The sequence below is a fragment of the Hasllibacter sp. MH4015 genome (genome assembly GCF_020177575.1).
Lineage (GTDB): Bacteria > Pseudomonadota > Alphaproteobacteria > Rhodobacterales > Rhodobacteraceae > Gymnodinialimonas.
Genome location: NZ_JAHTBK010000001.1, coordinates 653,880 through 678,587 on the forward strand (window position 1 = coordinate 653,880; position 24,708 = coordinate 678,587).

Sequence of the window (24,708 nt, forward strand, 5' to 3'; positions counted from 1 at the left end):
TTCCCGGCGAGGTCCCGGGCCGGTGTCGGCGACGGCAAGGCAGGTGTCGCAAATGCCCGGCGGACCGGGCGAGACAGGATGCGCCCGCATCAGACCGGTGGGTTCCCCGGGAATGCGGGCGAGGAGGGGGGATCGGCCTGCATCTCGGCATCGTCGGGGGAGGCTTTGGCCATCCGCCCCGCATACCACTTCGCCCCCGGCAGGGCCGTAACCCCGTGAAGCAAGGCCGAAATCCAGACGGCGTTGATGGCGATATGGAGCACGTCTTCGGCGATGTCGTGGTCCAGTTGATCCACCACGAGCAGCGCGAACAGGGCCGTGGCCAGCCCGCGTGGCCCGAACCAGCCAAAGAAGACGCGCGTGGCGGGCGCCGCGTCGGTGCCGAGAAGCGAGATCCAGATCGCGAGCGGGCGGACCAAAAGGAGGCTTCCCAGGATCAGCGCAAGATTTGCCCAGCTCAGGTGCGCCAGCGCGTCCGGCATCAGCACCGCGCCCAGAAGGAAGAAGGCGGTCCAGGAGAGAAGCTGCCCCTCGCTCTCCGTGAATTCGTAGACGAAGGCGCATTGGCCGCGCACCACCGCGCCGAAGCCAAGGCCCGCAGCGAAAGCGGAAATGAACCCGTTGCCGCCGACCTGAGTCGCGGCAAGGTAGGCGGTCGCGGCCAGTGCAAGCGCGCCGATCCCCTCGAACACGGCGGCAGTTGCGGCGGTGCGCTTGGCCCAGAGCAGGACCTTGCCGCCGACCCACCCCACGGCGAACCCCACCAAGGGGCCAAGAACGATCTGCCCAAGCGCGAAAAGCGCCCACCCGGTGGCGGGCGCATCAGCGGCGGGCGCGGCGACGGCGGCCATCATCAAAACAAGTGGCAGGGCCAACCCGTCATTGAGCCCGCTTTCCACGGTCAGCGCGCGGCGGGGGCGTTCGGGGATGTCGGGATTGGTCACGACGGCCTGACCCAGGGCGGCGTCGGTCGGCACGAGGATGGCGGCCACCAGCGCCACGACGGCAAGGGGCCATCCGGGCAGCAGGATCAGGCCAAGCGCCGTTCCCAGAAGAAAGCCCAGGGGCAATCCGATGGCCAGCATCCGCACCGGCCAGACCCGGCGGCGGAGAAGCGCGCGTTGGTCGATTTGCGCCGCGTCGAGGAACAGGAGCACAATCAGTGCAACCTCCGCCACGATATGAAGTGCGGCCTCCGATCCCGCTTCGGGGACCATGCCGAGTTGCGCCACCAAAAGGCCGAAGCCTAGAAAAACCATGGGCGCGGTCAGGATGGTGCGCGACAGACGGTTCGCGACCATGCAGAACGCCATCAGAAACATCGCGATGATGAGGTAGCCCATGGATGTCCCCTTCCCTTTGCCGGAGACTAGGGCGGTGACGGGCCGGAAGGACAGTCAATTCCGCATGATCGGGGCGTCTGCCGCCCGCTCCCTCGCCCCGGTAGCGCAGATGATTATGGGCAAGGGCCGGGCGCGCTGCGATAGTGGGGCGGATGCGTCGGAAGGCCCGGTATGACACGGTTGAACCTCGAACAGATCAGAACCTTCCTTGCCGTGGTTCGCCAAGGCGGTGTGCGCAAGGCGTCCGTGGCGTTGAACCTGACCCAACCGGCCGTGACCACGCGCATCCGAAATCTGGAGCAGACGCTGGGATGTGACCTGTTCGACCGCGGCCCGGGCGGCATGACGCTGACCAAGCGGGGCGAGATGTTGCTGGAATACGCCGCCCAGTTCGAGCAGCTTTCACAGCTTGTCGCCAAGGATGTCATCGACCCCAGCGGCATCGACGGGCGGCTGCGCCTGGGCGTGTCGGAGACGGTGGCGCAATGCTGGTTGCCCGACCTCATATCGGAGTTGCACAAGCTTTATCCCCGGCTCCAGATCGAGTTCAATGTCGATATCTCCTCCAACCTGCGGGAGGGCCTGATGGGGCGGGAAATCGACCTGGCTGTCCTGTTGGGCCCGATCTCGGACTATTCCATCGACAACGTGGACCTGCCGGGATTCGATCTGGCGTGGTACGTGGCTGCCGATGCGCCGGTGCACAAGGACGGCACCGGGTATTTCGACCAGCCCGTGCTGACCTATGCCCGCAACACGCGGCCCTATCGCGAATTGAAGGAGCAGCTTTTTGCCCGCGTCGGTCCGGGCGTTCAGCTGTTCCCATGCTCCTCCCTCTCGGCCTGTTTCCGGCTGGTGGCGGCGCGCCTTGGGGTGGCGGCCTTGCCGCGGGCACTGGGGGCGGCCCATGTGGCGACGGGAGACATACGGGAATTCGATCCCGGCTGGCGCCCCGCGCCGCTGCGCTTCACCGCGTCCTACCTTGGCGACCCGGGCTCGCATCTGGTTGAAACGGCGGCGCAGACCGCCCGGAAGGTGGCCGAGCAATACATGGGTGATAGAAATGTGTAATCATATGAGGCAGATTTTTTCGATTTGATCTTATAGCCGTGGCGCGCCAGCCTGACGCCGAACCGGGGGATCGGCGTGAGCGACGTATTCGACAGATTGAAACAGGCCGACCTGGCCCATGTCCGCGCGGCGATCCGGACAGGCGGCTACCGCTCCCACACGGCGGGGCTGGGCCGGGGGTTCCTTCAAACCAATATCGTGATCCTGCCGGAGAGCCACGCGCTCGACTTCATGCGGTTTTGCCAGAGGAATCCGAAGCCCTGTCCCCTCGTCGGCGTGTCGGAGACGGGCGATCCGATGCTGCCGACCCTGGGGCGCGACATCGACATCCGAACCGATGTACCGGCCTACAACATTTATCGCGACGGCAGGCTGGAGGGCGCCGCCACGGACCTCAACGACCTCTGGCGCGACGATCTGGTGACGTTTGCCCTGGGGTGTTCGTTCACGTTCGAGCATGCCCTTCAGCGGGCGGGCATTCCGCTGTGGCATGTGGATAATGATACGACCGTGCCGATGTACCGGTCCAACCGGCACTGCGTCGCGGCGGGGGCATTCCGCTCCCCCATGGTGGTGTCGATGCGCGCCATGGATGCGGACAAGGTGGAGACGGCCATCGAGGTCTCGCGCCATTTCCCGCTGGCCCATGGATCGCCCGTCCACGCGGGCGACCCGGCGGAGATCGGGATCACCGACATCACCCGCCCCGATTGGGGCGATCCGGCCCCGGTGGGCGACGGGCAGGTGCCGGTCTTCTGGGCCTGTGGCGTGACCCCGCAAGCGGCGATCGAGGCCGCAGCCCCGCCGATCTGCATTACCCACAAACCCGGTCACATGCTCATCACCGACGTGCCGGAGGATGCGGAGATCCCCATTCTGCGCCACGACAATCCATAAGACTCAACAAGGAGAACACCCATGAAACGCACGATTGCCCTTCTTGCCGCGACCACCGCTTTAGCCGGTCCCGCATTGGCCGAGGATCTTTCGGTCGTCGGAAGCTGGTCCAGCCTGCCGCTGCACAATGAATATGAGGCGCCGTATTGGACCGAGACGCTGCCCGAAGCCTCGGGCGGGGACATCAATGTATCCCTGACCACCCATAACCAGATGAATCTCGGTGTGGGGGATGTGTTCCGCCTGCTGGGTGACGGCGTCTACGATGTGGCGATGACGGTGGCCGATTACGCGGTTGCCGATGCGCCGGAGCTGGAAGGCCTTGACGTGCCCCTGGTGGCCCTGACGGCGGATGAGGCGCTGGCGATGGTCGATGCGGCGCGCCCGATGGTGGCCGATATCTATGCCGACCGCTTCAACTCCCACGTGTTGGCCATCGCGCCCTATCCACCGCAAGTCGTCTTCTGCAATGCCGAGGTCACGAGCCTTGCCGATCTGGAAGGTCTGCAAATCCGCGCCTCTGGCCGGATGACGGCGCAGTTCCTTGAGGCGCTGGGGGCGGAAGGCGTGAACGTGTCCTTCGGCGAGGTGCCGGGCGCGTTGCAGAACGGCGTCGTCGATTGTGCCGTGACGGGCGCAGGTTCCGGCTATTCGGCGGGGTGGTGGGAAGTGTCCACGCACCTGCTGCCGATCCCCTTGGGCGGCTGGGACAGTGTTGTGACGGCAATGAACCTGGATCGGTGGAATTCCCTGTCGGCGGAAACCCAGGAGCTCATCACCTCCACCATCGCGTCGGAATTCGAAGCCAGCGCCTGGGCCAGTGCGCAGGACGCGCTTGTCAACGACATTGCGTGCCTCACCGGCAATGGCGACTGCCCGGCGGGAGAGGCGCGGGACATGGTGCTGGTCGAGGTTTCCGATGCCGATTTCGAGCGGGCCCGCGCGGTTCTGGTCGAGACGGTCCTGCCGGAATGGGCGGAGCGTGCGGGCGATGAATGGGCCGCGCGCTGGAACGACAGTGTCGGTGCCACGGTCGGCGTGACCATCCCGCTCGACTGATCCGCATACCCTCAGGAGGTCCCCATCCATGGCCGAGACGATGTTGAATATGTTGAAACAGGTGAACAAGGCCGTGGCCGGGTTGGTGGGCCTTGGCCTGCTGCTCTGCGCGGCATTTGTCCTGATCGACATCGTGCTGCGGCAGATGGGGGCCTCCTTCGGGGGAACGGATGAAATCAGCGGCTATGCCATGGCCATCGCCACGTCCTGGGGCATGGGATATGCGCTCATGGAACTGGGCCACGTGCGCATCGACCTGATCCGCAACCGCACTGGACAGGTGGGCCGGTCGCTGTTCGATCTCTTCTCCATGGCGGTTCTGTCGGGCACCGTGACGCTGATCGCGGTGAAATGCTGGCCCGTGCTGGAACGGTCGCTGAACAACGCCTCGCGCGCCAACACGCCGTTGGAAACGCCGCTGGCCTGGGTGCAGGTGCCGTGGATGGTGGGCTGGGTCTGGTTCGCGATCGTCGCCTGGCTGACCTTCGTTGCGGCGGCATTGTTGGTTCTCAAGGGCAATCACGGGGCCGTGCAGGACGCGATCGGCATCCGTGCGGAAGCGGAGGCGTTGGAATGATCTCCTCCACCACGATGGGCCTTCTGGTCTTGCTTGCGCTGTCCATCCCCGTCGGCATCGTGCTGTTCCTTCTGGGCTTCGGTATCGACGCCTTCTTCAGCCCCTTTCCCCTGATCCGCGGGCTTGGCAACCTTGTTTGGTCCACGTCGAACAACGCGACGCTGATCGCGATCCCGTTCTTCGTGCTCCTGGGGGAGGTCCTGGTGCGCTCCGGCGTTGCGGCGCGCACCTATGCGGCCCTGGACCGTTGGGTCAGTTGGCTTCCCGGCGGGTTGGTTCACGCCAACGTGGCGACGGCCACTATGTTTTCCGCCACCTCCGGATCCTCAGTGGCCACGGCGGCCACGGTTGCGACGGTCGCCATGCCGCAGGCGGAGCGGCTGGGATATGACCCCAAGCTCTTTTCCGGGGCGATCGCGGCGGGCGGCACGCTGGGTATCATGATCCCGCCGTCGATCAACCTGATCGTCTATGGTTTCCTGACGCAATCCTCGATCCCGAAGCTGTTCCTTGCCGGGTTGCTGCCGGGCCTTGGCCTGGCGCTGGGGTTCATGGTGATCGTCGCCATCATCTGCTTGCTGCGCCCCGATCTGGGCGGTGAGCGGCGGATGTTCCCATTCGTCCAGATGATGCGCGCGCTTCTGGCGCTTGTGCCGATCATCTTGCTTTTCACCGTTATCATCGGGTCCATCTACAAGGGATGGGCCACGCCGACGGAGGCCGCATCGGTCGGCGTCTTCGGCGCGCTTCTGATAGGGGCGGTCTTCGGGACGATGAACCTGAGCGTGCTGCATGAAAGCCTTCTGGGTACGATCAAGATCACGTCGATGATCATGCTTGTCGTCATTGGCGCATCGTTCCTGAATTTCACGCTCGCCTCCGCCAATCTGGGTGGTGCGCTGGAAGGATTGCTGGACAGCATGAACCTGACGCCCTTCGGCCTGATCCTCGTCGTCGTCGGCATCTATATCGTGCTGGGGTTCTTCATCGAGACATTGTCGCTGATGGTGGTGACGATCCCGATCATCGTGCCGTTGGTCGTGGCACAGGGATATGACCCGATCTGGTTCGGCATCCTGATGATCGTCCTGATCGAGATGGCGTTGATTACGCCGCCGGTGGGTCTGAACCTCTACGTCGTGCAGGGCGCGCGCAAAACGGGGCGCATGGGCGACGTGATGCTGGGGGTGATTCCCTTCGTGCTGGTCATGCTTGGCATGGTCGCGCTGCTGATCGCATTCCCGCAGATTGCGCTCTACTTGCCCGAAACGATCGACTAGACCGAAGCCGATGCAAGATGGCCGACATACGTACCCCCGCATCCGCAATGTGGGCGTGGATGGATTGCTGGTGAGCTTCGCGGACGCCCTGTCCGAACCTGCCAACCGCGCGGCACTGGCGTTTCGGCAGGCGCTGGAGCGCGAGGGTTGGGACGGCGTGGAGGAGACCTCGACATCGCTTGTGTCCACCTATGTGCGCTTCGATCCGCTGGCGGTTGATTTCGCCGATCTGCGCGCGCGGGTGGAAGCGGTGTTGGGCGACAGGGATTGGACCGACGCGGAGTTGCCGGAGGGGCGCAAGCTGTGGCGGATTCCGACGGTTTACGAAGGCGATTATGCGCCACAGCTTGAGGAAGCCGCCGCGATGGCGGGCCTCAGCCCCGAGGCCGCATTGGCGGAGATCTCCACCACACGGGTCCGGGTGCAGACCATTGGTTTCGCGCCGGGCCAACCCTATCTCGGCCCGTTGCCCGAGGCCTGGGACATTCCGCGCCAGACCGAGTTGACGAAGCAGGTTCCCGTCGGGGCGGTAACGGTTGCGATCCGGCAAATCGTCCTGTTCTCCGTCTCCGCTCCGACGGGATGGCGGCAGGTGGGCCAGACGGCCTTCCAGCTGTTCCGCAAAGATGACGACGCGCCCTTCGTTCCGCGACCCGGCGATGAGGTTCTGTTCGATCCGGTTGGGGCCGATGCGTTCGACAACCTGCGCGCCAGCGGCCCGGATGGCGGCGCGACATGGACCAGATTGCCATGAGCGCGCTGATCGTCCACAAGGCCGGGCCGGGTGTGACCGTGCAGGATTTGGGCCGCCCCGGTTTCCTTGCATTCGGCCTGTCGCGGGGCGGAGCGGCGGACCGGTTGGCCATGGCGGAGGGCCCGGCGCTTTTGGGCCAGGCGCCCGACCTGGCGGCGATTGAGATGGCGGGCATGGGCGCCACGTTCGAGGCGACGGGGGACATCCGCATCGCCCTGACCGGGGCAAAGATGCGTGCCACGCTGGACGGGGAGGCGTTGGCCTGGAATGCCAGCCACCTTGTCGCTGCCGGAGCGCAGCTTGCCATCGGCGTGGCGACCTCGGGCGTCTACGGCTATCTTCATGTGGGTGGCGGCGTCGCGACGGAGCGTGAATTGGCGAGCCGCGCGGCGCACGCCAATGCGGGCCTTGGCGTGCAGGTTGTGGCGGGGGCGGAGATCCCCTTGGGCGACGATCGTGCGGGCGAAGTCGGGCTGGTCCTGAGCCCGGAGGATCGGTTCCATGGCGGCACGATCCGCGTGGTGCCGTCCCTGCAAACGGATGTGTTCGCGCGTGATCTGGACCGGTTCCAGGCCATGACATTCCGACGCGATGCGCGGGGCAACCGGATGGGCGTGCGCTGTGTCCCCGTCGGGGAGGGGTTTTTCAGCGAGGCGGGCCTGTCGATCCTGTCCGAAGTGATAACGCCGGGGGATATTCAGGTGACGGGCGACGGCACACCGTTCGTGCTGCTGGCCGATTGCCAGACCACCGGGGGCTATCCGCGCATCGGGTCGGTCCTTCCCTGCGACCTGCCGCGTGTGGCGCAGGCCGCGCCGGGGGCGGAGTTGCGGTTCAAGCTCATCACGCTGGACGAAGCCGTCGCGGCCGAGCGCAAAGCGGCGGAGGCGCGCGCGGGGTTGCGCCGGGGATGCCAGCCCTTGGTGCGCGATGTGGCTGCGATCCACGATCTTCTGGGCTATCAGTTGATCAGCGGTGTCACCGCGGGATGGGATGAGGAGGACTAGGATGCAGGCGCAGGTCGATCTGAATGCGGATATGGGCGAGGGGTTCGGCCCGTGGCCGATGGGCGCGGACGCGGCGCTGCTGAACGTCATCTCCTCGGCCAATATCGCTTGCGGTTTTCACGCCAGCGATCCCGACGTCATGGCGACGACGATGGAACGTGCCGTGGCGGGAGAGGTGGGGATCGGGGCGCATCCGGGTCTGCCGGACCTGCAGGGGTTCGGGCGGCGGCGGATGGAGATCAGCCATTCGAGTGCCACGAACCTCGTGCGCTACCAACTGGGCGCGGCGCAGGCCATGGCCGCGGCCGCGGGGGGCGCAGTGCGGCACCTGAAGCTGCACGGGGCGCTTGCCAATATGGCGGCGGAGGATGAGGCGCTCGCGACCGCCTGCTATGAGGGCGCGCTGTCGGTGAACCCGGACATCATCGTGATGGTGCTGGCAGGCACCCGGCAGGAAGCGGCCGCGCGCAAGCTTGGGTGCCGCGTGGCGTCCGAAATCTTCGCCGACCGCGCCTATAATGACGATTGCACGCTGGTGGATCGGCGATTGCCCGGCGCGGTCCTGCACGATGCCGATGTGGTGGCGGCGCGCATCCTTGCGATGCTGGAGGCCGGTGCGATCATCGCGGAAACCGGGGCGCGCATCCCCACGCGGATCGACACGATCTGCTTGCACGGCGACACGCAAGGGGCGGTCGATCTGGCCGTGGCGCTGCGTGCGGGGCTGGAAGATGCGGGCGTGGAGATCGCGCAATTCGAAGGCTCGCCGCTTTAGTCCCTCGCGCCGAAATTCGTGGGCGGCGGGCCGTCTCGCGCCTCAATCCGCGTCGTTGATCTGCAACTGGTAGAGGCGCGCATAGGCACCGGAACGGGCCAAAAGCTCCGCATGGGTGCCTTCTTCCACCGCTCGCCCGGCTTCCATGACGATGATCTTGTCGGCGTTGCGAATGGTCGAAAGCCTGTGGGCGATCACAAGCGTCGTGCGCCCCTGAGCCAGGCGATCCAGGGCCGCCCCGACCAGTTTCTCGGATTTTGCATCCAATGCCGATGTCGGCTCATCCAGCAATAGGATCGGCGCGGATTTCAGCATCGCACGGGCGATGGCGACGCGCTGGCGCTGTCCACCCGAAAGACCGGACCCGCGTGGCCCGACGGCGGTATCAAGGCCCATCGGCAAGGCTTGCGCGAAATCGAGGACGGAGGCGTCGCGCGCCGCCGCCTGCAGCGCATCGTCGTCCGCGCCTTGATCACCCATCCGGATATTGGCAGTGATCGTGTCGTCGAAGAGCGCGGTTTCCTGCCCGACCACGGCGATCGTGTCGCGCAATTGCGCCATGTCGATCTCCTCCACCCGGTGGGGGCCGATGCGGACCGCGCCCGATTGCGCCTCCACCAGCCGGGTCAGGACGGCGAAAACGGTGGTTTTGCCCGCACCCGATGCGCCCACAAGCGCGGTGGTCTTGCCCGCCGCCGCCGTGAAGCTGAGCCCGCGCAAAACCGGCGCGTCACCGTAGGAGAAGGTGACATCGTCAAAGGTGATGTCACCGCCCGCCATCGGTTTGGGCGCGGTGGGTGGCAGGATCGTGGGCCGCGTCTCGAATATCGCGTAGATCCGTTCAAGCGACGCACGCGCGGCCTGCACTTGCCCCGCGATGGAAGACAGGCGGCGCAGCGGCTCGAACAGCAGGCCGAGCGCGGTGAAGAAGGACATGAATTCGCCCAGTGTCTTTTCTTCGTCGATGATGTCCTGCCCGCCCACGTAAAGCACGGCGACAAAGCCGAAGGCCGCGATCAGGTCGATCATCGCGGGGTTGGAGGCGTTGCCGATCTCGGTCTGCATGGACGGCCGGAGGAAGGCCCGAACCTCATCGGCGAAGCGCCGCGTCTCGAATGGCTCCAGCCGGTTCAGTTTGATGGTCTGGATGCCGTGAAACATCTCATCAAGCCGCATGGAGAGGCGCGCGGCAGCTTCCCGCGCGCGGATCGCGACGCGGCGAATGAAACTCTGCACCAAGAGAAGCGGCAGGACGAGGACCGGGATCCCCACAAGCGCCACTAGCGTCCAGCGCCAATCGGTGTAGAGCATCACACCCAGAAGCGAGAGCAATGTGATGGAGTCGCGCCCCAGCGACATCAGAACGCTGGATGCAATGCCCTGAAGAGCGGCCGTGTCGCCCCGCACCCGCTCAATCAGGGCACCGGGCGCATTGTCCTGGAAAAAGGCCAGATCCAGCGACAGAAGGTGTCGGACCATCCGGTTTTGCAGGGCCGTGACAACCCGCAGGCCGACCCCGATCACGAGAACGCGCTGGAAAAAGCCCGCGGAGGCGCGGAGCGCAAACAATCCGCCGACGGCCAGCGCCACCCATGTCACCCCGTCCATGGAGGAGGAGGTGAAGAGCTGATCGAAGAGCGGCTGTACCAGCCACGCAAACGCCCCGATTGCGCCGCCTTCGATCGTCATGAGCACGATTGCCAGTACGAGAACCGGCCAGAACCGCTTGATATGCTCCGACCACAGGCGACGGAACAGGCCGGTGGCGTTGGTGCCGGAGGGAAGCGCGCTCATCCGGGGGGACCCAAATCGGCAGCGGGGCGGTAAGGGTGCACGGGCGGCGTCCTTGGTGGGGGTCATTGACCTGAACGGAAGGGTTACGCGAAGAATTTGGAACGTTCAAGATTTGGGCGGACGGCATCGAATCGTCGCTTTGGGGCGAAATATCGCCGCGAAACACCGGTTCAGACAGGGAATCATGATTTCATTCGGCCCAAACCGGGGCAAATGGTTGAAACCCAACACAATGCGCCTGTAGTCTTTGCGCATATCAGACGCGGGCGGCGCCTATCGGGCGGATGACACCAGCGCAAGACAACAGGGGAGTGAGGTTTGACCTCAGACGCAAGCAGCGCATTCGTTGCCTTCGATCGCGTGCAAAAAAGCTACGACGGGGAAACACTCGTCGTGAAAGACCTCAACCTCCATATCGGACGAGGCGAGTTTCTGACCATGCTGGGGCCTTCGGGGTCCGGCAAGACCACATGCCTGATGATGCTGGCGGGGTTCGAGACGGCGACCCACGGCGACATCACGCTGGACGGCAAGCCGATCAACAACATCCCGCCCCACAAGCGCGGCATCGGGATGGTTTTTCAGAACTACGCGCTGTTTCCGCATATGACGGTGGGCGAGAACCTGTCGTTCCCGCTGGAGGTGCGGGGCATGGCCAAGTCCGAGCGCGAGGGCAAAATCAAGCGCGCGCTGGACATGGTTCAGATGGGTGATTTCATCAACCGACGCCCGGCGCAGCTTTCGGGCGGTCAGCAGCAGCGCATCGCGTTGAGCCGCGCCCTGGTCTTTGAGCCGGAGCTTGTGCTGATGGACGAGCCGCTTGGCGCGTTGGACAAACAGCTGCGCGAGACGTTGCAGTTCGAGATCACGAACCTTGCCCACGAGCTTGGCATCACCACCGTCTACGTGACCCACGACCAGACGGAAGCGTTGACCATGTCCGACCGCGTCGCCGTTTTCGATGACGGCCGCATTCAGCAATTGGCGCCGCCGGACGAGCTGTACGAAGAGCCGCAGAACAGCTTCGTGGCCCAATTCATCGGTGAAAACAACACGTTGCAAGGTACGGTATCGAAGATGAACGGGAATATGTGCGAGGTGACGCTTGCCGACGGGTCGGTCATCGACGCTTTGCCGGTGAATGTCAGCCAGGTCGGTGAGAAGACGCAGGTATCCATCCGCCCCGAACGGGTGGAGATGGACCCGACGCGCCTGACCGAAGGGGCGCACACGCTCAAGGCCGAAGTCCTCGAATTCGTCTATATGGGCGATATCTACCGGACCCGCTTGCGGGTCGCGGGGATCGACGATTTCATCATCAAGACACGGAATGCCCCCGATCAGCGCAGGCTGAAACCGGGGGAGAGCATCGAGATCGGCTGGCGTCCGCAGGATTGCCGCGCGCTCGACGCATAATGCCTTTGTCCCCGGTCGGGGACGGGGGCCAAAAAACACGGGACACTCAAAGTTCAACCAAGGAGAGACCACATGAAACTCAAGAGCCTTATGCTCCTGACCACCGGCGCGGCCTTCGCCGCAACGGGTGCCGTCGCCGACGGCCACATGGCCAATTCCATGACCCTCGTGTCGTGGGGCGGTGCCTACCAGACCAGCCAACAGCGTGCCTATTCCGAGCCCTACGCGGAAATGCATGAAGGTCTGGAAATCATCTGGGACGAAAGCTCCGCCGAAGCGGTGGCGCGCCTGCGTGCCATGAACGAGGCCGGCAACATCACCTGGGATTTGGTCGACGTCGTGGCCGCGGACGCCATCCGCCTGTGCGACGAAGGTCTGGCGATGGAAATCGACCATGACGAGATGCTGGCACCCGCACCCGATGGTACGCCCGCGTCCGAGGATTTCGGCGACCTGATCGTGTCGGACTGCTTCATTCCGCAGATCGTCTATTCCACCACCGTCGGTTATCGCACGGATGTGGAAGCGTGGAACGGCAACACGCCGGAAGATATCTGCGCGATCTTCGATCTGGAAAACTTCCCCGGTCAGCGTTCGCTTGAGCGCCGCCCGATCGGCAACCTGGAATGGGCGCTGATCTGTGACGGTGTGGCCCAGGAAGATGTCTATGACGTGCTGGAAACCGAAGAAGGTATCGCGCAGGCCTTTGCCATGCTCGACACAATCCAGGACCAGACGGTCTGGTGGAATGCCGGTGCGGACACGCCGCAGCTTCTGGCCGATGGCGAGATCGTGATGGGCTCCACCTATAACGGTCGCCTGTTCAGCCTGATCGAGGAGCAGGACCAGCCGGTCGCGATGCTCTGGGACGCGCAGGTCTTCGACCTTGACGGCTGGATCATCCCCGAAGGCCTGCCGGAAGATCGCTTGGCCCGCGTGATGGATTTCGTGCGCTTCGCCACGGACACGCAGCGTCTGGCAGATCAGGCGCTCTACATCTCCTACGGTCCGGCGCGCGCAAGCTCCGCACCGCTGGTGGGTCAGCACGCGGATCTGGGTATCGACATGGCACCGCACATGCCGACCGATCCCGCTAACTCCGAGCGGACGTTCCTGTTCAACTACGAATGGTGGGCGGATTACCGTGACGACATGGATGCACGCTTCCAGGCGTGGCTGGCGCAATAATCCGAGCGTCTGACGAACATGACCGGGGCGGGCCTGTCCTGCCCCGGATCACCCATTTGACGACGGCGAGGTCCCCATGCCCAAAGGCTACATCATCGGCCATATCACGGTGAACGATCTCGAGGCGTACAAGGAGTATGTCGAGAAGGATACGCCGATCCTGCTGTCCCATGGCGCGGTTCCCATCGTGCGCGGCGGCAAGGCCGAAGTGCTGGAGGGGGAGACTTTTCAACGCCACGTCGTGTTCGAATTCGAAAGCTACGAGGCTGCGTTGGCCGCCTACAACGACCCCGAATACCAGGAGGTCGCCGAGATCCGCCGCCGCACCGCGGACAGCGTCATCTTGGTGGTGGAGGGTGTGGAATGAGCACCGCCACCGGCCCCGACCAATTTACCGGCCCGACCCCCGACAACGCGCTGCGCAACGCCGAGCGTGCGAATGGCGGCCCGGTCCTGGCCGCCGACGGCTCCCCCCTCAAGCGCAGCCTTGCCCGCGCGCTGAGGGCACAGAAATTGCGGGCGCTGATGCTGATCGCGCCGCTGTTGCTGTTCATCGTGATCACCTTCATCGCGCCCATCGTGGACATGCTGTTCCGGTCGGTGGAAAACCAGATCGTCAGCGAGACCCTTCCGCGCACGGTCGTGGCGCTGGAGGATTGGGATGCAAGCGACGTCCCGTCCGAGGATGTGTTCGCAGCCTTGGCCTATGATTTCATGGAAGCGGCCGAGCGGCGCAACCACACGCGCCTGGGCAGCCGCCTGAATTACGAGACGACCGGTATCTCCTCCCTGTTCCGCCAATCGGGCCGCGGCGTGGACGATATCGGTGAGGATTACGCCGATCAGTTCCACGACCTGAACCCGGCCTGGGAAGAAGCGTCGACATGGGCCGCCCTGATGGGCGCGCCAGATTGGGTGGAGGTGCAATCGGGCGACGATGTGGACGGCGCAGGCCGCCTGTTCCGCCTGAGCGTTGCCGCTGAGGAATCCTTCCCCGAAGCCTCCGACGCCTACAGGTCCTTCGCGCGCACCGTGCAGCAGGAGGACAACGACAACCCCGTGGCCGAAGAGCCGTGGAATACCGTCTACCTTGCCCTCTATCGCGACCTGAGCACGGGCAATGGCACAAGCTACGACGGCCCCATGGCAGACCTGATCGCGGAGGCCATTCCGGCGGTCGCCGAGTTCGAGGGCATGACCCCGCGCGAAGCCTTCGCAGATATCGACGAAGATTGGGAAAGCCTGGAAATCTGGGGCACGATCGAAGCGTTCTCGGACCCTTACACCGCCGGTTATTTCCTGTCGGCGATCGACATGCAATTGACGCCCGAGGGTGTGGAACAGCAGCCGGAGGAGCAGCGGATCTATCTGCTGCTGTTCATGCGCACGATCCTGATGTCAGGGGCGATCACGCTGATGTGCGTGCTTCTGGGCTACCCGATCTCGTACCTTCTGTCGAACCTGCCGACGCGGACATCGAACCTTCTGCTGATCCTCGTGCTGCTGCCGTTCTGGACGTCGCTTCTGGTGCGGACGAGCGCGTGGAAGGTGCTGCTGCAACAGCAAGGGGTCATCAACGACATCCTCGTTTGGATCGGGATCGTGGCCGACGATGCGCGACTGGCGCTGATCAACAACCAGTTGGGTACGATCATCTCGATGACGCATATCCTGTTGCCGTTCATGATCCTGCCGATGTTCTCCGTCATGAAGACGATCCCGCCAAGCTACGTCCGCGCCGCGAAGAGCCTGGGTGCCACGAATTTTACCGCCTTCCGGCGCGTGTATTTCCCGCAAAGCATTCCGGGGATCGGGGCGGGGTGCATCCTCGTCTTCATCCTCGCCATCGGCTACTACATCACGCCCGAGATCGTGGGCGGCCGGACGGGGACGTTCATCTCCAACAGGATCGCGTACCACATCAGCCAAAGCCTCAACTGGGGTCTGGCAGCCGCGCTCGGCTCCATCCTTCTGGCGCTGGTGATGGTGCTTTACTGGCTCTACGACCGGATCGTGGGCATCGACAACGTTAAGCTGGGATAGACAACATCATGGCGGCAAAGATCGAAACCAAGGAAAACGGCCCTCTGATCGTAAGCGGTGCGCCGGACCTGCGCGCCCATGACGGCAGTGCGATCGAGGGCAAACCGCGCATGGCGCTGTGCCGGTGCGGACAATCTTCGACCAAGCCATTTTGTGACGGGACCCACAACGAGATCGGCTGGTCAGAGACGCCCGACAAGGCGCCGTCGCGCGCCAAGCCGATCAGCTACGAGGCCGAGGTGGAGGAGGTTCCCGTCACCGTGACCTATTCCAAGGCGCTCTGCTCCCACGCGGCCAATTGCGTGAAAATGGGGGAAGGGGCCTTCGATCCGGAGCGGAAGCCTTGGGTGAAGCCCGAAGAGACGACCATTGCCAATCTGCGTGCCATCATCGACGCCTGTCCGTCCGGCGCGCTGCAACTTGCCGTCGGCGCGGGCGCGCCGAGCCATGGCAACCCGAGCGCCGATCAAATGGCAATCACCGTGGCCAAGGACGGACCTTACTACGTGGAGAACGTGGCCTTCGCTGGCGGCGCCTTCGTCGCGGACTCCGATGGCTCGACCCAGAAATACGCACTTTGCCGCTGCGGCCTGTCCTCAACACGGCCCTTTTGCGACGGCTCGCATTACGATGCGGGCTGGACCGACGGCGACTGACAAACAGGAAGACGCGATCCCATGGACACCAAACTGCCCCCCTATGCCACGTTCGGCCAGCGCCTGTGGTTCTACGGCTTCCGGGTGATCTGCGGGCTGATTTTCTTCTTCCTGATCGCGCCGATCATCATCATCATTCCGCTTAGCTTCAATGCGGAGGATTTTTTCACCTTCACGCCCGGCATGCTCGCGCTCGACCCTGAGGCCTATTCCCTGCACCATTACCAGGATTTCTTCGGGGAAGACGGCTATCCCTGGCGCGGCCTTCTGATTGGTCTGGCGGTGGGGGCCGCATTGAGCGTTGTGCTGAAGCTCTGGAAGGGGAACCTGAACCTCTTTCCCGTCCTAATCGGCGCCATTCTGGGCCTCATCATCGGCAAACTGACGGGCTTGGAAGGGGAGGAGTGGATGACGCCGCTTCGCAACTCGCTGATGATCGCGCCAGTCGCCACGCTTCTTTCGGTCGGTTTCGGAACGCTGGCCGCCATCGGGCTCAGCCAGACCCATGTGCCGTTCAAGGGCGCCATCATGGCGATCCTGATCTCCCCGATGATCGTGCCGCTGATCATTTCCGCTGCCGGGATGTATTTCTTCTATAGCCGCATCGGGTTGCAGGGGACGTATTGGGGCGTTGTGCTGGCCCATGCGGCCCTGGGCATCCCGTTTGTCATCATCACCGTCACAGCCACGCTTGTGGGCTTCGACCGCTCCCTGACCCGCGCGGCGGCGAATTTGGGGGCGAACCCGGTCACGACCTTCTTCCGCATCCAGATGCCGCTGATCCTGCCTGGCGTGATCTCGGGCGGATTGTTCGCTTTCATCACGTCGTTCGACGAGGTTGTCGTGGTGATCTTCGTGGGCTCCGCCGGGCAGCAGACATTGCCGTGGCAGATGTTCACCGGCCTGCGCGAACAGATCAGCCCGGTGATCCTGGCGGCGGCCACGATCCTTGTGGCGATTTCCATCGTGCTCTTGACGGTGGTGGAGCTGCTCCGGCGTCGATCGGAGCGGTTGCGGGGCATGACCCCAAGCTGACTGCCAACGCCTGATCGGAGTCAAAGCGCCACAGTTTTGCCATAATCCTTGCCAGATTGCGGCGAAATTGCCGTATAAGCATGGCAAAAATAATCGCAGCTACAGGCCGGCCCGTTGCCCTATTCGATTTTCATGCTGCCCGAAGGGCTGATCACCGTGACCGGCACCAATGGCGGCAACGGCCTGGACGGGCTTTCCCAGGGCAGCGGTGTCCACCTTGCCCCGTCCGGCGGCAATCCCGGCGCGACGATCACGCTCAACGACAATGCGTGGCAAGAAATCGAGATCGACGACAATGACGCCAATTTTCAGGATAGCGACACCAGCCAGCGCCTTGTGAACACCGAGACATTCGGCGGAGAGACATTTCCTGCCAATTCCATCGCAGAGGCGGAATACGGCATCACGGTCGAGGATCCGGACGGCAACGTCTATCAACTGGTTGCCTTCAACATCCGCCAATCGGGCGACACCAATTCCTACGGCGATGTGGAGGGGCTGGCCTTCATCGGGCCGACGGGGGGCTTTCCGCCCATCGGGGTGCCGCTAACCGTCACCTCCGCCCAAGAAGGGCCAAGTTACGACGCCAGCACCTATGCCGACCCGATCTGCTTCGCGGCGGGAACGCGGATCGCCACGCCGTCGGGCGCGGTCGCGATCGAGGACCTGAGCGAGGGCGACCTCGTACTCACCCGGGAGGGCGGGGCGGAACCGGTGCGCTGGATCGGCAAGAAGACCTTTGCCGCGCAGGGCCGGTTTGCGCCGGTGGAATTCGCGCCCGGGGCCATCGGCAATACCAGAACCTTGCGCGTGTCGCGCCAGCACAGATTGCGTCTGAGCGATTGGCGGGCGGAATTGCTGTTCGGTGAACCGGTTGTCTGGGTGCCGGCCACCTATTTCCTTGGACAGGATAATGTGCGGATCGCGGAAGGCGGGACGGTCACGTATTTCCACCTTCTGCTTGATAACCATCGCACGTTGCTGGCCGACGGGGTGGAAGCCGAAAGCCTGCATCCCGGCGATCTCGCCCTGTGCGCGATTCCAAGGGAGGCTACGGCCGAATTGATGGAGATGTTCCCGGAACTGGAGCATCTGCAGGACCGGTCGACGGCTTATCCCGCGCTGCGTTCGGTGGAGGCGCGCGCGATCCTTGCGGCCTGAGGGCGCTACGGCAAGACGAGAAGCCAGAACGACGCGGCCAGCACAGTCAGGGCGGTACCGATCAGCACCGTGGAGGCGACGACGCGCCGTGCGACGCCGTACATGTCCGCGAAGATGTAGGCGTTGATCCCCGGCGCCATCGCGGCGGTCACGACCGCCGATCGCATCTGCCCGGTCGACAGGCCCGCAAAGTTGCCGATGGACCAGGTGATCGCGGGATGCACGATCAGCGACAGCAGGCAGAGCATGGCGATGGTGCCCGCGTCCCCCTCGGGTTTGTATCGGTAAAGCACGCCGCCCAAGCCGAAGAGGGCCGCGGGCAGGGCGGCGCGGATCATCATGTCGAGCGCATCTTGCGCCACGTCGGGGATCGGCAGGCCGGTCAGGTTGACGATGAACCCAAGCCCGATCCCGATCATCAGCGCGTTGCGGAACATCGCGTTGGCGACGGTCTGGACCAGTTGGAGACCCTGCGCCTCGGCCCGGACAATCTCCATCGCGGTGATGCCGATCAGGTAGCAATAGGCGGCATTGAAGGCGATGATCGTATAATTCGGCGCAAGCGCATCCGTCCCGAAGGCCCGCTCGGTCACGGGAAGGCCCAGAAGCACGGAATTGGCGAAGAGCGTGGCAAAGCCGATGGCGATGCAGTCGGGCCAGGGCCGCGCGAACAGAAGCCGTGCGGCGAAAACGGCGATGCCGAAACAGACCGTGGCACCGCCGTAATAGGCCACAAGCAGCCAGATATTCAGCTCCGCCGACAGATCGAGCGTTGCTATGGCGGTGAACAGAAGGCAGGGGATCGCGAATTTCTGGGTGAAGACCATCAACCCATCCACCGCGCTGTCTTTGAACAGCCCGCGCCACACGGCAAGATATCCCGCGCCGACCACCAAGAAGACGGGCAGGACGATGGCCAGAAGATCGACCATTCAGACCTCGATTGTCAGGGTCAGCCCGTCGTAGGCGGGACGGACGTGATCCGGCGTTTCCGCGGCCACGGTCGCGTAGTCCAGATCGTTGTGCATGTTGGTCAGCACGGCGCGGCGGGGTTTGGCCCGTTCGATCCAGGCCAGCGAATTGTCCAGATGCGAGTGGCTGGGATGGGGCGCGCGGCGCAGCGCGTCGAGAATCCAGATGTCGAGCCCCTCGAACATCGGCCATGCCGCCTCCGGAATATCGGAGACGTCGGGCAGGTAGGCCACGTCCCCGATCCGGAACCCCAGCGCGTCGATCGTGCCGTGGGTCACTTCCACGGGGGTGAAGGTGACCGGACCGCCCGCACCGTCGATCGTGACGTCCCCGGTGATGGAGTGGATGTCGAGGATCGGCGGATAGGCGGAACCGGGGGGTTGCACGAAGGCATAACCGAAGCGGTTCAGCAGGTCGTTCGTCGTAGGCCCATCGGCATAGACCGGAAGGCGCTTGCGGATGTTGAAGACCACCATGCGCAAATCGTCGAGCCCGTGGACGTGGTCGGCATGGGCGTGGGTGTAGAGCACCGCATCCAGCTTGCCCACGCCCGCATCCAGCAATTGCGCCCGCAGGTCGGGGGAGGTGTCGATCAGCACAGCGGTTGTGCCATCGGGCCCGTCGCGTTCGACCAGCAGGGAGCAGCGCCGCCGCGTGTTCTTGGGATTGTCCGGGTCGCATGCGCCCCAAAGCCCGCCCAGACGCGGCACGCCACCGGACGACCCGCAGCCAAGGATGGTGAACCGCATCTCAGCCATGTTGCGCCGCCTTCCAGAACAGGCGGTCGAAATTGGCGGAAGTGCGGGCCGCGAACTCCTCGTAACTCAGCCCGTAGATGTCCGCGCCCACCCGCGCGGTATGGGCGGTGAAGGCAGGCTCGTTTCGTTTGCCGCGATGGGGCGGCGGGGCGAGGTAGGGGCTGTCGGTTTCCACAAGCACGCGGTCCACGGGCGCGGCGGCAAAGATGTCGCGCAAGGCTTGCGATTTCGGGAACGCGGCGATGCCCGACATGGATAGGTAGAAGCCCAGGTCAAGCGCCGCCTCCGCCAATGCCGCGCCGGAGCTGAAGCAATGCATCACGCAGGAATAGGCCCCTGCGCGATGTTCCTCGGACAGAATGCGCGCCATGTCGTCATCCGCATCGCGGGCATGGATGATCAAGGGCAGCGAGGTTTGCCGCGCAGCCTCGATATGCACCCGCAGGCTTTCCTGCTGCACATCCTTGCTGTCGGCGGTGTAGTGGTAGTCGAGCCCCGTCTCGCCGATACCGACGAATTTGGGATGCTCGGCCAGTGCGATGAGGTCTTCCACACGGGCCATCGGCTCGTCCGCTGCGGACATCGGGTGTGTCCCGCCGGCCCAGAAGACGGGCGCGTGCGCCTCTGCGATGGCCCGAACATTTGGCGCGTTCCTCAGCTTCGTGCAGATCGTCACCATGCGCGTTACCCCGGCGTCACAGGCGCGGGTCACGACGCCCGGCAAATCCTCGGCCAGGCTGTCGAAATCCAGATGGCAATGGCTGTCGACGATGGGCGCTTGGGTCATGGGCCTCTCAGGCGGAAAGCCGGGCCGCCATGCGGTCCAGGTCGAGGAACATATCAAACACAAGGGCAGCAGGGTCAAGGTTGACCGCCTTGCCCCGCCGGGCCCGCGCGGTGAGGGAGGCGGCCAGGTCCGCCCAGGCCCGCCCGTGGCGTGGAGAAGGGGCAAGCCGCGCGAGGGTTTGCGCCTCTCCGGTTGCGATCTCGGTCGGGGGCGCACCCGTGGCTCCGTTACGCGCCGCCCGCGCAAGCGCCGTGTCCAGTAGCGTGAGGGTCAGATCAAAGCGCCCCTCATTGGCCTTGCCCGCCGTCGCCTCCGCCAGTTTGAGCGCGAGGGGGCGGTCCATCGCGGGCAATGTGCCGAGAAGGCGGATGATGTCGCCGTAAAGCTGTGGCCCGCCCTGTTCCGCGAGCGCAATCGCCGCCCCGACCGAGCCCTGGGCGAGTGTCGCCAGCGCGGCCCCTTCGGGTGGCTCGGCGCCTGCCTGCATCAGGGCGGCGGCGAGGTCGGCATCGCCCAATGGATTGAACCGGAGCGTCCGGCAGCGCGACCGGATCGTGGGTAGCAGGCCCGACGGGCGGTGGGAAATCAGGAAGAGGACGGCGCCTTCGGGTGGCTCTTCCAACTCCTTGAGGAGCGCATTAGCGGCGGACGGATTCATCTCATCCGCGCTGTCCACGATCACGACGCGACGATGGTCGCCCGCGGACATCTGGAAGAAACCTTTTAGCCCACGCACCTCATCGACCGTCAATTGTGTCTTGAGGCGCTTGTTGTCGTGGTCCCAGGGGCGCCGAAGGAGGAACAGGCCGGGTTCGGACAGGGCTGCCATGCGGCGCGCCACGGGATGATCGGGCGCGACATCCATGGAGGTCGGCGCGGGCGGTGCGCCGAACATGTCATCGTCGGAGGGCGGAGGCGTTGCCAGAAGAAACCGCGCCGCGCGCCAGGCGAACGTGGCCTTGCCGATGCCCTTGGGTCCCGTCAGCAGCCAACCGTGGGGCAACCGGCCCGATGTGGCGTTGGCCAGGAACTCGGCCTCCTGCGCGCCATGACCGAACAGCGTCGCCGTATCACGCGGATGCGGGGCGCCGTCCAGCCGGTCGGATTCGGGTAGGGCGTCGTCAGACATGGTCCGGGTCTAGCATGGGTACCGGGCAGGGGGCAGGGGTCAGGACAGACGGGCCCGCACGATATCGACGATCCGGGTTGCCACGGAGTCCGGGTCAGCATTGGCATCAATAAGCACGCAGCGATCCGCGTATTCTTCTGCCAGAGCCTGGAACCCCGCACGCAATTTCTGTTGGAAGGGCAGTCCGAAATCCTCGAACCGATCCTCCCCGCTTTGGCGCGCCAGGCCACGGGCCAGCGCCACGTCCGGGTCCATGTCGAGGATCAGGGTCAGGTCCGGTTCCACCCCGATGGCATCGTCGTGGATCTGATCGACCAGCCCGCGCAGATCTCCCCGTGTCGCGCCCTGATAGACACGGGTGGAATCCGCGAAGCGGTCGGTGATGACATCCTGACCCCGCGCGAGGGCCGGGCGGATGGTCCGTTCCAGATGGTCGCGGCGCGCGGCAGTGAAAAGGAGGATTTCCGTCTCCGGGCTCCAGCGGTCGGGATCGCCTTCGACCAGTAAACGGCGGATGTCCTCGGCCCCCGGTGCGCCGCCGGGCTCCCGCGTCAGAACCGGGTCACGCCCGTCTGCGCGCAAGGCCTCCGCAAGGCGGCGGGCCTGGGTGGATTTGCCCGAACCGTCGATGCCTTCAAGGCTGATGAAAAGGCCCTGTGCCTTGCCCATGGAATGTCGCCGTTTCCGTCATTCGTACTGCGCCGCAGGCTTGGCACGGCCCCACGGGCAAGACAAGCCGAACCGGGCAGGGGTCAGTAGGCCGGTGCATCCTCGGCCACATCGGGGCCGCCGGTCACCATGCCAAGCACTTCGGACCACGCCGTGCCGATGCGCACCATCGGGCCACCGCGATCAATGTCCGTGGTAGCGACGAGGGGGACGCGCGCGTCCCAACCGGTTACACCTTGTACCACGTGCAACTCGCCCACCACGTCCCCAGCGCTGACGGGGGCCGAGAGGGGCGTGGTAAAGGTCAGGCTCGCCTCAATCTCCGGGTCGAGCAGTGCGGGCACGAGCATCTCGATCCCTTCTGCCGGGGCAAGGCCAACGCTGTCCTCCGCGCCAAGGAAAACGGGTGCGCGGGCCAGCTCGACCCCCTCGGCCACCAGATCGCGCATCACGAATTGCCGGAACGCCCATGTCACCAGCCGCTCCGCCTCCGCCGCGCGGGCCTCGGCCGAGGGCAGGCCGGTGATGACGAAGGTCACGCGCCGATCCCCCTGCTGTGCGGAGCCGGTCAAGCCATACCCCGCCTCCTGCGTATGGCCGGTCTTGAGACCATCGGCCCCGATCCCAAGACCCAGAAGCGGGTTGCGGTTGAAGCGGTTGGCGGGCGAGCGATCTTCGTAGTCGAATTCCGTTTCCTGAAAGTACCCGTAATATTCCGGGAATTCCTCGATCAGGCGGACGGCCAGAATACCAAGGTCGCGCATCGACATGCGGTGCCCCTCCGCCGGCCAGCCAGAGGCATTGGCGAAGGTGGAATTCATCATGCCCAATTGCCGGGCGCGTTGGGTCATCAACTCGGCAAAGCCTTCCTCCGTCCCATCGGGGCTGAGCGCCTCCCCAAGGGCCACGGAGGCATCGTTGCCCGACACGATCACGACACCGCGGATCAACTCTTCCACCGTGGGGCGATCTTGGGTGTTGAGGAACATGGTGGAGCCGCCGAAGCTCATCGCGTGGGCCGAAACGGGCACGCGCGTCTCCAATGTCAATCGGCCCTCGCGCAAAGCCTCGAACGCCATCAGAAGCGTCATCAGCTTCGACATGGAGGCGGGCGGCAATGGCTCATCGGCGTTGAGCGCCAACAGAACCTGACCGGACGCATGGTCGTAGACATATGCCGCCGTGGCTTGGGTGTCGTAACCTTGCGCGCGGGCGGTGAGGGGGGCGAAAACGAAAACCGCCGCGATCAGGGTCGCGGCGGTTCTGGTCAGAATGAAATGTATCATGGCGTCCTAGCGACTTACGAAAAAGGCATCATCGAAGCCAAGCTCGCGGACGTTTTCCAGGATCGCCGTGCGGGTCTCCTCGGTATCGGCAGGACCCACAACGACGCGCCAGAACTGGCGACCGTTCGTTGACTGATCATAGATTGTCGGCTCAAGTCCGACGCTGCGCAAGGCCTGCCCAGTATTGGTGGCGTTTTCTTGCACAGAGAAGATGCCGATCTGGACATAAGCCTGGTCGAGGGCGCTTGCAGGCGTACGCGCGGCGGTGGGCTGCGGGGCCGGTTCGGCCGCGTCGATGGCGGCCGCCGCTGCACTTGCGATATCCTCTGCCCCATCCAGCGGTGCGGAGGTGATTTCCCCCGGCAGGGCAGAGGCGGCAATGGCTTCGCCCGGCGCGGTCGCATCGGGGGCGGCATCGGCGTTCTCGGCCACTTCCTCGCGGCGAAGCGCCGTGACGTTCAGCATCGTCGGATCACCTGCCAGCGCACCGAGGGCGGCGGCGGCATCGGACGAGATCTGGAGGTCGGGACCGGGATTCTCCCGCTCTCGTCGGAACAGCGCGCCAATCACGAAGCGACCGTTTTCGTCGTTGCGAATGATGACCCGCTCTGGATCGGTGACATCGGGATGCGCGACCCAGACGCCACCCAGCGACGGACGACCGTCCCACAAGCCCTCGGCCGTCACCTCAAAGATTTCCGGCGCTTCCACGTCACGCTCTACCAGGCGCGTGGCCCCGATGGGGGCCGGGCCATCGGCGTCGGCGTTGCGGGAGCCGAAATTGAATTCGCCTTCCTCCATACAGGCCGCCAAAGCGAGCACGGGCACGAGGATAAGGCCAAGACGGAGTCGGGACTTCAGGAGAAATGGGGTCATCACTGCTCTTCTCTGCACTCTGGTCCCACGCATTTCGCGCGCAGGTTTTTTTTGTGTTCCCGGTCGTTGCCGGATCGCGCCGCGGAAGCTCCGGACGCACCTGTATTGCCCGCACGGTACAACACTGATTCGTTTCTGAAAAGAGACCTGTTGAAAGAAGCGTTTCGGGGCGGGT

At 64.6% G+C, this 24,708-nt stretch carries 25 protein-coding genes; 16 read left to right on the forward strand and 9 right to left on the reverse strand.

Annotated elements, in window-relative coordinates; all coding sequences use genetic code 11:
* Positions 1-89: 89 nt before the first annotated feature.
* Positions 90-1,343, reverse strand: a complete 1,254-nt coding sequence (locus KUW62_RS03580; RefSeq protein WP_224814147.1) for a sodium:proton antiporter — start codon at positions 1,341-1,343, stop codon at positions 90-92.
* On the opposite strand from KUW62_RS03580, the gene KUW62_RS03585 reads away from it, so the two are divergent.
* The 9 genes from KUW62_RS03585 to KUW62_RS03625 all read left to right on the forward strand — a co-directional run bounded on the left by KUW62_RS03585 (position 1,342) and on the right by KUW62_RS03625 (position 8,763).
* Positions 1,342-1,518 carry a hypothetical protein gene (locus KUW62_RS03585; RefSeq protein ID WP_224814148.1) on the forward strand — a complete coding sequence of 59 codons (177 nt, stop codon included), beginning with the start codon at positions 1,342-1,344 and terminating at the stop codon, positions 1,516-1,518. The genes KUW62_RS03580 and KUW62_RS03585 overlap by 2 nt on opposite strands.
* Complete coding sequence (locus KUW62_RS03590; protein WP_224814149.1) at positions 1,515-2,414, forward strand: LysR family transcriptional regulator; 900 nt, start codon at positions 1,515-1,517, stop codon at positions 2,412-2,414. Before KUW62_RS03585 ends, KUW62_RS03590 begins: the two co-directional genes overlap by 4 nt.
* A 75-nt stretch (positions 2,415-2,489) precedes the next feature.
* Entirely contained in the window at positions 2,490-3,311 is an 822-nt protein-coding gene (locus KUW62_RS03595) for a putative hydro-lyase (RefSeq protein WP_224814150.1), read from the forward strand.
* 21 nt (positions 3,312-3,332) lie between these two features.
* Positions 3,333-4,370 (forward strand): TRAP transporter substrate-binding protein, encoded by a 1,038-nt coding sequence (locus KUW62_RS03600; RefSeq protein WP_224814151.1) that lies wholly within the window; start codon positions 3,333-3,335, stop codon positions 4,368-4,370.
* A 28-nt stretch (positions 4,371-4,398) separates the two neighbouring features.
* The gene (locus KUW62_RS03605) at positions 4,399-4,947 is read left to right on the forward strand and encodes a TRAP transporter small permease subunit (RefSeq protein WP_224814152.1); all 549 of its coding nucleotides are present in this window, start codon (positions 4,399-4,401) and stop codon (positions 4,945-4,947) included.
* Complete coding sequence (locus KUW62_RS03610; RefSeq protein ID WP_224814153.1) at positions 4,944-6,227, forward strand: TRAP transporter large permease; 1,284 nt, start codon at positions 4,944-4,946, stop codon at positions 6,225-6,227. The genes KUW62_RS03605 and KUW62_RS03610 overlap by 4 nt, the downstream gene beginning before the upstream one ends.
* 10 nt (positions 6,228-6,237) lie before the next feature.
* Positions 6,238-6,981, forward strand: a complete 744-nt coding sequence (locus KUW62_RS03615; protein ID WP_224814154.1) for an allophanate hydrolase subunit 1 — start codon at positions 6,238-6,240, stop codon at positions 6,979-6,981.
* A complete protein-coding gene (locus KUW62_RS03620) occupies positions 6,963-7,988 on the forward strand; it encodes a biotin-dependent carboxyltransferase family protein (RefSeq protein ID WP_370632839.1) in 1,026 nt (341 codons plus the stop codon). The genes KUW62_RS03615 and KUW62_RS03620 overlap by 19 nt, the downstream gene beginning before the upstream one ends.
* Before the next feature lies 1 nt (position 7,989).
* Positions 7,990-8,763 (forward strand): LamB/YcsF family protein, encoded by a 774-nt coding sequence (locus KUW62_RS03625; RefSeq protein ID WP_224814155.1) that lies wholly within the window; start codon positions 7,990-7,992, stop codon positions 8,761-8,763.
* A 42-nt stretch (positions 8,764-8,805) separates the two neighbouring features.
* On the opposite strand, the gene KUW62_RS03630 is transcribed toward KUW62_RS03625, so the two are convergent.
* Complete coding sequence (locus KUW62_RS03630; protein WP_224814156.1) at positions 8,806-10,557, reverse strand: ABC transporter ATP-binding protein; 1,752 nt, start codon at positions 10,555-10,557, stop codon at positions 8,806-8,808.
* Positions 10,558-10,875: 318 nt separating this feature from the next.
* On the opposite strand from KUW62_RS03630, the gene KUW62_RS03635 reads away from it, so the two are divergent.
* The 7 genes from KUW62_RS03635 to KUW62_RS03665 all read left to right on the forward strand — a co-directional run bounded on the left by KUW62_RS03635 (position 10,876) and on the right by KUW62_RS03665 (position 18,056).
* The gene (locus KUW62_RS03635) at positions 10,876-11,973 is read left to right on the forward strand and encodes an ABC transporter ATP-binding protein (RefSeq protein ID WP_224814157.1); all 1,098 of its coding nucleotides are present in this window, start codon (positions 10,876-10,878) and stop codon (positions 11,971-11,973) included.
* Between the two features lie 72 nt (positions 11,974-12,045).
* The gene (locus tag KUW62_RS03640) at positions 12,046-13,161 is read left to right on the forward strand and encodes an extracellular solute-binding protein (RefSeq protein WP_224814158.1); all 1,116 of its coding nucleotides are present in this window, start codon (positions 12,046-12,048) and stop codon (positions 13,159-13,161) included.
* Positions 13,162-13,237: 76 nt separating this feature from the next.
* A complete protein-coding gene (locus KUW62_RS03645) occupies positions 13,238-13,528 on the forward strand; it encodes a DUF1330 domain-containing protein (RefSeq protein WP_224814159.1) in 291 nt (96 codons plus the stop codon).
* On the forward strand, positions 13,525-15,204 hold the full coding sequence (locus KUW62_RS03650; protein WP_224814160.1) for an ABC transporter permease: 1,680 nt from the start codon (positions 13,525-13,527) through the stop codon (positions 15,202-15,204). The genes KUW62_RS03645 and KUW62_RS03650 overlap by 4 nt, the downstream gene beginning before the upstream one ends.
* An 8-nt stretch (positions 15,205-15,212) precedes the next feature.
* Positions 15,213-15,860 carry a CDGSH iron-sulfur domain-containing protein gene (locus KUW62_RS03655; protein WP_224814161.1) on the forward strand — a complete coding sequence of 216 codons (648 nt, stop codon included), beginning with the start codon at positions 15,213-15,215 and terminating at the stop codon, positions 15,858-15,860.
* Between the two features lie 21 nt (positions 15,861-15,881).
* Entirely contained in the window at positions 15,882-16,895 is a 1,014-nt protein-coding gene (locus KUW62_RS03660; protein WP_224814162.1) for an ABC transporter permease, read from the forward strand.
* A gap of 114 nt (positions 16,896-17,009) precedes the next feature.
* Positions 17,010-18,056, forward strand: a complete 1,047-nt coding sequence (locus tag KUW62_RS03665; RefSeq protein WP_224814163.1) for a Hint domain-containing protein — start codon at positions 17,010-17,012, stop codon at positions 18,054-18,056.
* A gap of 5 nt (positions 18,057-18,061) precedes the next feature.
* On the opposite strand, the gene KUW62_RS03670 is transcribed toward KUW62_RS03665, so the two are convergent.
* From KUW62_RS03670 to KUW62_RS03700, 7 genes are all read right to left on the reverse strand, one after another.
* The gene (locus KUW62_RS03670) at positions 18,062-18,988 is read right to left on the reverse strand and encodes an AEC family transporter (RefSeq protein WP_224814164.1); all 927 of its coding nucleotides are present in this window, start codon (positions 18,986-18,988) and stop codon (positions 18,062-18,064) included.
* Positions 18,989-19,786 carry an MBL fold metallo-hydrolase gene (locus KUW62_RS03675; protein ID WP_224814165.1) on the reverse strand — a complete coding sequence of 266 codons (798 nt, stop codon included), beginning with the start codon at positions 19,784-19,786 and terminating at the stop codon, positions 18,989-18,991. It lies immediately after the preceding gene.
* Positions 19,779-20,573 carry a TatD family hydrolase gene (locus tag KUW62_RS03680; protein ID WP_224814166.1) on the reverse strand — a complete coding sequence of 265 codons (795 nt, stop codon included), beginning with the start codon at positions 20,571-20,573 and terminating at the stop codon, positions 19,779-19,781. The genes KUW62_RS03675 and KUW62_RS03680 overlap by 8 nt, the downstream gene beginning before the upstream one ends.
* 7 nt (positions 20,574-20,580) lie before the next feature.
* Positions 20,581-21,702, reverse strand: coding sequence for a DNA polymerase III subunit delta' (locus KUW62_RS03685; protein ID WP_224814167.1), 1,122 nt, complete (start codon positions 21,700-21,702; stop codon positions 20,581-20,583).
* A gap of 39 nt (positions 21,703-21,741) precedes the next feature.
* Positions 21,742-22,371, reverse strand: a complete 630-nt coding sequence (gene tmk, locus KUW62_RS03690; RefSeq protein WP_224814168.1) for a dTMP kinase — start codon at positions 22,369-22,371, stop codon at positions 21,742-21,744.
* An 83-nt stretch (positions 22,372-22,454) separates the two neighbouring features.
* On the reverse strand, positions 22,455-23,657 hold the full coding sequence (locus KUW62_RS03695; RefSeq protein WP_224814169.1) for a D-alanyl-D-alanine carboxypeptidase family protein: 1,203 nt from the start codon (positions 23,655-23,657) through the stop codon (positions 22,455-22,457).
* Between the two features lie 6 nt (positions 23,658-23,663).
* Complete coding sequence (locus KUW62_RS03700) at positions 23,664-24,533, reverse strand: SPOR domain-containing protein (RefSeq protein WP_224814170.1); 870 nt, start codon at positions 24,531-24,533, stop codon at positions 23,664-23,666.
* Positions 24,534-24,708: the final 175 nt, after the last annotated feature.

Bases quoted from the DNA above. Each gene is read 5' to 3' on its own strand.
- tmk (WP_224814168.1), bottom strand. From the start codon at position 22,371: ATGGGCAAGGCACAGGGCCTTTTCATCAGCCTTGAAGGCATCGACGGT.
- KUW62_RS03620 (WP_370632839.1), top strand. From the start codon at position 6,963: ATGGACCAGATTGCCATGAGCGCGCTGATCGTCCACAAGGCCGGGCCG.
- KUW62_RS03580 (WP_224814147.1), bottom strand. From the start codon at position 1,343: ATGGGCTACCTCATCATCGCGATGTTTCTGATGGCGTTCTGCATGGTC.
- KUW62_RS03605 (WP_224814152.1), top strand. From the start codon at position 4,399: ATGGCCGAGACGATGTTGAATATGTTGAAACAGGTGAACAAGGCCGTG.
- KUW62_RS03660 (WP_224814162.1), top strand. From the start codon at position 15,882: ATGGACACCAAACTGCCCCCCTATGCCACGTTCGGCCAGCGCCTGTGG.
- KUW62_RS03670 (WP_224814164.1), bottom strand. From the start codon at position 18,988: ATGGTCGATCTTCTGGCCATCGTCCTGCCCGTCTTCTTGGTGGTCGGC.
- KUW62_RS03640 (WP_224814158.1), top strand. From the start codon at position 12,046: ATGAAACTCAAGAGCCTTATGCTCCTGACCACCGGCGCGGCCTTCGCC.
- KUW62_RS03625 (WP_224814155.1), top strand. From the start codon at position 7,990: ATGCAGGCGCAGGTCGATCTGAATGCGGATATGGGCGAGGGGTTCGGC.
- KUW62_RS03655 (WP_224814161.1), top strand. From the start codon at position 15,213: ATGGCGGCAAAGATCGAAACCAAGGAAAACGGCCCTCTGATCGTAAGC.
- KUW62_RS03630 (WP_224814156.1), bottom strand. From the start codon at position 10,557: ATGAGCGCGCTTCCCTCCGGCACCAACGCCACCGGCCTGTTCCGTCGC.
- KUW62_RS03695 (WP_224814169.1), bottom strand. From the start codon at position 23,657: ATGATACATTTCATTCTGACCAGAACCGCCGCGACCCTGATCGCGGCG.
- KUW62_RS03645 (WP_224814159.1), top strand. From the start codon at position 13,238: ATGCCCAAAGGCTACATCATCGGCCATATCACGGTGAACGATCTCGAG.
- KUW62_RS03680 (WP_224814166.1), bottom strand. From the start codon at position 20,573: ATGACCCAAGCGCCCATCGTCGACAGCCATTGCCATCTGGATTTCGAC.
- KUW62_RS03650 (WP_224814160.1), top strand. From the start codon at position 13,525: ATGAGCACCGCCACCGGCCCCGACCAATTTACCGGCCCGACCCCCGAC.
- KUW62_RS03685 (WP_224814167.1), bottom strand. From the start codon at position 21,702: ATGTCTGACGACGCCCTACCCGAATCCGACCGGCTGGACGGCGCCCCG.
- KUW62_RS03615 (WP_224814154.1), top strand. From the start codon at position 6,238: ATGCAAGATGGCCGACATACGTACCCCCGCATCCGCAATGTGGGCGTG.
- KUW62_RS03590 (WP_224814149.1), top strand. From the start codon at position 1,515: ATGACACGGTTGAACCTCGAACAGATCAGAACCTTCCTTGCCGTGGTT.
- KUW62_RS03610 (WP_224814153.1), top strand. From the start codon at position 4,944: ATGATCTCCTCCACCACGATGGGCCTTCTGGTCTTGCTTGCGCTGTCC.
- KUW62_RS03675 (WP_224814165.1), bottom strand. From the start codon at position 19,786: ATGGCTGAGATGCGGTTCACCATCCTTGGCTGCGGGTCGTCCGGTGGC.
- KUW62_RS03700 (WP_224814170.1), bottom strand. From the start codon at position 24,533: ATGACCCCATTTCTCCTGAAGTCCCGACTCCGTCTTGGCCTTATCCTC.
- KUW62_RS03585 (WP_224814148.1), top strand. From the start codon at position 1,342: ATGGATGTCCCCTTCCCTTTGCCGGAGACTAGGGCGGTGACGGGCCGG.
- KUW62_RS03600 (WP_224814151.1), top strand. From the start codon at position 3,333: ATGAAACGCACGATTGCCCTTCTTGCCGCGACCACCGCTTTAGCCGGT.